At 65.3% G+C, this 3,950-nt stretch carries 3 protein-coding genes and 1 pseudogene; all 4 read right to left on the bottom strand.

All coding sequences use genetic code 11. The annotated features are described in order from the left end of the window. Positions 1 to 427, bottom strand: a 427-nt coding sequence (locus RUW20_RS21165) for a hypothetical protein (RefSeq protein ID WP_313954199.1), incomplete at its 3' end; no start/stop codon positions are given. A gap of 326 nt (positions 428 to 753) precedes the next feature. Then, positions 754 to 2,259 (bottom strand): NADH-quinone oxidoreductase subunit M, encoded by a 1,506-nt coding sequence (locus RUW20_RS21160; protein ID WP_313954198.1) that lies wholly within the window; start codon positions 2,257 to 2,259, stop codon positions 754 to 756. Beyond that, positions 2,252 to 3,751, bottom strand: coding sequence for an NADH-quinone oxidoreductase subunit M (locus tag RUW20_RS21155; protein ID WP_313954197.1), 1,500 nt, complete (start codon positions 3,749 to 3,751; stop codon positions 2,252 to 2,254). The genes RUW20_RS21160 and RUW20_RS21155 overlap by 8 nt, the downstream gene beginning before the upstream one ends. Then, a pseudogene (locus RUW20_RS21150) lies at positions 3,748 to 3,950 on the bottom strand (hypothetical protein); the annotation flags it as partial. The gene RUW20_RS21155 and the pseudogene RUW20_RS21150, both read right to left, overlap by 4 nt.

Raw genomic sequence — 3,950 nt, 5'->3', positions numbered from 1 at the left:
GCCCAGCTGCGGCCATTGTTGTTGGCATACCTATGAGGCAACCGGACACCGTTGTTCCGGATGCAAACCATACGCACACCATTGAGGTGAAGATTTCCAGTATTTCCTTTGGTTCGGTCGGCTGCTCGAAATCTGGGCCGCAGCATTTCTTTAGGTAGCGGCAGAGAGGAAGAAGGCCTGCTTCACCGATCTTGAAGTCGATGTTGTGACTTAGCCTGTTGCGAAGGCTGTTCAGATGCTTGATCGCTGGAATGGAGTTGTATTTCTCGGGGTAGTTGTCCGTAGCAAGAAGCGAAACCTTTTGTCCAAAGGTCTGTTTGGATGCGTCCCAGTCCAACTTTGGGTATCGGGTCTTCAGGTATTCATCAAGATAGTGCTCAATGATGAGGTGACAGGAAAGAAAGTACCCAAGCAACTCGTAGTCCAAGTTCTCAAGACGTTGCCATGTGACATTACCATCTTGGATGTCACGGACTAGCGGAGGAAGACCGGCTCGTTTCATAAGAGGCTTAACGAATAGCGTTTATCTGCCGCACCGAAAGTGCCGAGCTCAACCGCTGGCGGGTCGCGGCAGATAAACCTTGTTGGACTAAACCGCCAGGATGGCGGTCGCTATGCGGATTGTAAGGCCGGACCGCCCGAAGTCAATCGTTTGGCATGAAGCGCCCAAGCCGACCGAGGCTCATCGACGGACGCACAGCTGGCGGCAGGTCGAGCGCGGCACGTGCGGCAGCCCGCGCTGCCGTCCCGCGTCTACAAACCCGCCAGCGCCGCCACCCAGGCCTCGGCGGTCGGCCGCAACAGTTCCAGGATGGGCATCGGATAGAGGCCAACTGCCAGAATCAGCCCGGCCGGGGCCAGCAGCAGTGCCAGTTCTCGCGGCAGCAAATCCTGCCCGGCGGCCACGTCGGCGTTGCGTGGCGGCCCCAGGAAGGCTTGCCGAAAAGGCGCCAGGAAGGCTGCGGCGGCGAGCACCGTGCCGAACAGCGCGGCGAGGCCGGCGCCGGTATGGCTGTGCAGCGCGGCGACGATGATCAGCAGTTCGCCGGGGAAGCCGCTGGTTCCCGGCAGGCCGATGCCGGCCAGCCCGAAGAGCAGGAAGAAGCCCGACAGCAAGGGCATGCTGCGCATCACGCCGCCGAGTTGCGCGATGTCGGTCGAGCCGGTGCGCCGCTGCAGGAAGGCCAGCACCAGGAAACCGCCGCCGGCGGCGACGCTGAAATTGAGCAGTTGCAGCACCGCCCCCTGCAGCGCCGAGGCAGAGAAGGTCGCCAGGGCGAGGACCACCAGCCCGACGTGTGACAGGCTGGTGTAGGCCAGCATGCCGCGCAGGTTGCTGTGCGCCAGCGCGGCCACTGCGCCGTAGAGGATGGCCAGGGTGCCGAGGCCGGCGATCAACCAGTGCAGATCGCTGGCGGCGATCGGCGCCAGCGGAATGGCCAGGCGGATCAGCCCGTAGGCACCGAGCTTAAGGCCGACGATCAGCGCGGTGACCGCGGCCGGCGCGCCCATGGCCAGCGACGGCAGCCAGGTGTGCAGCGGCACCAGCGGCACCTTGGCGGCAAAGCCGACCAGCAGCAGCAGAAACACGGCGTACTGCATGCCTTCCGGCAGCGGCGCCGCGAGCAGGGTCGGCAGGTCGAAGACCAGCGCAGCATCGCCGGCATGGCCGGCATGGCCGAAAACCAGCGCCAGCAGGCCGAACAACAGCGGCACGCCGCTCGCCAGCATGACCAGGAAGTAGCGCACGGCCGCCGTCTGCCGGCCGGCGCCGATGCCCCACAGGCTGACCAGAAAATACAACGGCAAGAGGGTGAATTCCCAGCAGAAAAAGAACAGGATGGTGTCGAGCGCGCAGAAAACGCCGAGCGTCGCCGCTTCCAGCAACAGCAGCAGGGCGAAGTACAAGCCGGGAGGCAAAGGCGAGGCCGTGGCACAAACGCGCCAGCCAGCGACCACCGCGCCGCAGAAGAGCAGCGCCGTCGCCGGCAGGAAGAGCAGCGAGATGCCGTCGACGCCGACCAGATAGCGGATGTTCAGGCCGGCGATCCAGGTCGCCGAGTCGATCAACTGGAAGTCGGGGTCGGCGCCATCGAAAGCGACGACGATCAGCAGCGATAACAGCAGGGTGAGCACGGCGGTGCTCAGTGCGATCCACTGCGCCCATGGGGCGCGGCGCAGGAACGCGGCAGCCAGCGCGCCGAGCACCGGCAGCGCCAGGAGGGTGCTCAACAGCGGCCAGGACGCCAGCTCAGCCATGGTCGAAATAGGCGGCCAGCGCCTGCGTTGCGGTGTCGGTGAGCTGCAACCACGGCTCCGGGAAGAAACCGGCGACCAGCAGGACCAGCAGCGTCGTGCCGCCGACAAAGTACTCCATGACACTGGTACGGGCGATTCTGCGCACCGGTAGGTCCTTCGGCCGCTGCGCCAGAAAAGCGCGCTGGAAAGCCCACAGCAGGAAACCCGCGGCGGCGACGTTGCCGAGCGCCGTGGCGATCGTCGGCAAGGCGCCGAAGGTCTGGATCGACGCTTCGAGCACCAGGTGCACGGCATCGAAACCGGGCGTCCCCGGCATGCCGAGCAGCGCCAGGCCGCCGATCAGGAAGGCGATGGCGATGAACGGCACGCGGTCGAACAGGCCACCCAGGCGATCGAGGTTGGTGGTGCCGGCGCGGCGGTAGACGTAGCCGATCATCATCAGCATGACAGTGATCGCCAGCCCGAAGTTCACCGCCAGCAGCAGCGCGCCCTGCAAGCCGGCCGGGTGCAGGGTAAACAGGCCGATGACGATCAGGCTGGTGTGGCTGACGACGGCAAAGGCCATCAGGCGGCGCAGGTTCGCCTGTCGGAACGCCAGCACCGCAGCGTAGAAGACGCCGACCATGGCGAAGGCCACCACGTATTTCTGCCAGATGACCACCGCTTCGGCGGTCAGCGGCAGCACGAAGCGGGCCATGCCGTAGATGCCGACCTTGACCCCGAGCAACAGCACCGGGCCGACGGCGACCAGCCCGTAGCCAGCCGAATTGGGCAACCAGCCGTGCAGCGGAAAGAGGGGGGTGCGGATCGCCAGGCCGTAGAACAGCAGGTAGAAGGCCGCCGACTGGTACTTGCCGATCTGCGGCGTCGCCAGCAGATCGAAGAGATCGAAGCTCCACGCACCACCGCTCACGTCGACGTGGCTCCAGACCAGGACGACGGCCCCGGCGACGAACAGGCACCAGCCGAACAGCTGATACTGCAGGAAGCGCGACAAGGCCAGCTTCTCCTCGTTGGCGGAGGCCCAACGCCAGAGCAGGTAGCCGATCAGCGCCAGCTGCACCGCCGAGGCACCGGCAAACCACAACAGGTTCATCGTCGTCAGCATGGTCATCAGGGAGGATTCGATGACCAGCAGGACGGCGAGCAGATGCACTGGCGTCACCTGTTGCCGCGCCATGCCGTAGAAGGAAAGCAGGACGCCGAGCAGCGCGCTGAGCAGGATGAACAGCACGCTGATGCCGTCGGCGGCGGCATGGTAGGCAAACACGTCGGGCCGCTCGGCGAACTGCAGGACGGGCGTCGACACCTCGATGCGCGCGTAGAGGTCGAGCGCCACCAGCAGTTCGGCGACCGCAAACAGGCGGCCGATGGCCACCGCCCAACGCCCGTTGCGGATGAGCATCAGCAGCAGCGCGCCGGCCAGCGGCAGGCACTGCAGCGTCGCCAACATCGGGTAGTCAGCGAGCGCGCTCCAGTGCACTTCGTTCACAGGATCACCACAAAAGTCGCCATCACCATCAGCATCAGGTAACGCGGTTGTTCCAGCAGCGATTCGATGGCATCCGCGTAGCGGCCCAGGCGCCGCAGCGGCTCGGTGATCGAGGCGTCGCCGCTGAGCAGTAAGTGATCCTCGAGCCACTGCAAGCGCTCGGCGAAAGCGCACAGCGCCCGGCCGGCCAGACCATGGC

Origin of the sequence: Accumulibacter sp. (genome assembly GCF_032229525.1) — a bacterium.
In the GTDB taxonomy this organism is placed as follows: domain Bacteria; phylum Pseudomonadota; class Gammaproteobacteria; order Burkholderiales; family Rhodocyclaceae; genus Accumulibacter.
This window is presented reverse-complemented; position numbering and strand designations above follow the sequence as displayed.